The sequence below is a fragment of the Bradyrhizobium sp. genome (assembly GCF_036009065.1).
In the GTDB taxonomy this organism is placed as follows: Bacteria; Pseudomonadota; Alphaproteobacteria; order Rhizobiales; family Xanthobacteraceae; genus Bradyrhizobium.
The window spans coordinates 1-1503 of record NZ_DASYMN010000153.1 but is presented as its reverse complement, the minus strand read 5'-3'; the positions used below and the strand labels follow the sequence as shown (position 1 = coordinate 1503).

Sequence of the window (1503 nt, the reverse complement as noted above, 5' to 3'; positions counted from 1 at the left end):
CCGTTGGAGCATCGCAATAACTGCAGATTTGCCTGAGGTCAGATCCCCGCAACACCGTCGTTCCTAAGTAGTTGAAATGACTCGGATACATTTTTGGATCAGGCTCTGAGGAGCGGCCTCTTGGCCGCGTCTCGAAGGATGGGCCACAGTGCTTGCGGCCATCCTTCGAGACGCGCGCAAGAGCGCGCACCTCAGGATGAGGTTCCTCATTTCTCCAAATACCGCTTCATCTCCTCGCGCAACCCGTCGCGCAGGTCCGCGCGGGCCATTCCGAATGCGATGTTGGCGCGGAGGAAGCCGGCTTTGGAGCCGCAATCGTGGCGCTCGCCTTCGAATTCCACGCCGTAGAACTTTTGCGTCTTGGCAAGGCCGATCATGGCGTCGGTGAGCTGGATCTCGCCGCCGGCGCCGCGTTCTTGCGTCTCCAGGATCCCGAAAATCTCCGGCTGCAGGATGTAGCGGCCGGTAATCGAGAAATTGGAGGGCGCGGTGCCCTGCTTCGGCTTCTCCACCATGCCGTCGATCTCGAACATGCCGCCGTGGGCGTGGCGAGGGCCGACGCCGCAGATGCCGTATTGATGGGTGAGATGCGCCGGCACTTCCTCCACCGCGATCAGATTGGATTTTTCGCCGAGGCTTGAAGCAGCCTGGATCATCTGCGCAAGGCATCCCGGCGTGTTGAGCACCAGTTCGTCCGGCAACACCACCGCGAACGGCTCATCGCCGACGATATCGCGCGCGCACCACACCGCGTGGCCGAGGCCGAGCGGGGCCTGCTGCCGGGTAAAACTGGTGGCGCCGGCTGTGGGCTGATCGCGGGCCAGAATGTCCTGCTCCGCGGTCTTGCCGCGCGCAGCCAGCGTGGCGTCGAGCTCATACATCCTGTCGAAATGATCCTCGATCACGCTTTTGTTGCGGCCGGTGACAAAGACAAAATGCTCGATGCCGGCTTCCTTGGCCTCGTCGACCACATACTGGATCAGCGGCTTGTCGACGATGGTCAGCATTTCCTTCGGCATCGCCTTGGTGGCGGGCAGGACGCGGGTGCCGAGGCCGGCGACCGGAAAGACGGCTTTGCGGATTTTCATGGTAGCGATTCTTGTACGACGGAGGGAACCAGCGAGGGCATGCGCCCGAATCGGCTGTTCGTAACAGGTTTCAGCGAAATCGAAAAACCTTCGTCGTCCCCGCGAAGGCGCTAGGGCTTGCACACATCGTTATAGGCCGACCACGCCAAGCACATTTCCGAGCCACACATTCAAACGTCATCACAATGACGTTTTTCCTGTTGACAGGTAAACTAGCCTAGGATTATATATGGCTGACTCGTGCCGGGCGTCTGCAGCGTCCGGCCGACAGGCTGGTGGCCAAGGTGGAGCGCCGGGAGGCGCTGCGCCCTACGTCACTGGGCGCGCGCGGTAGCCTTGCCGCGCGAGGTGGGTACGTTAATCCCGCCTCCAAGGGTGCCCGCTGGTGCCCTGGCGCCTCCCGCCGCTCCACCCC

The 1503-nt window shown here is 62.1% G+C and carries 1 protein-coding gene; it reads right to left on the bottom strand.

All coding sequences use genetic code 11. From position 1 onward, the window contains the following. Window positions 1-206 precede the first annotated feature (206 nt). Entirely contained in the window at window positions 207-1088 is an 882-nt protein-coding gene (locus VGP39_RS09445) for a UTP--glucose-1-phosphate uridylyltransferase (protein ID WP_327567844.1), read from the bottom strand. Between the last annotated feature and the right edge of the window lie 415 nt (window positions 1089-1503).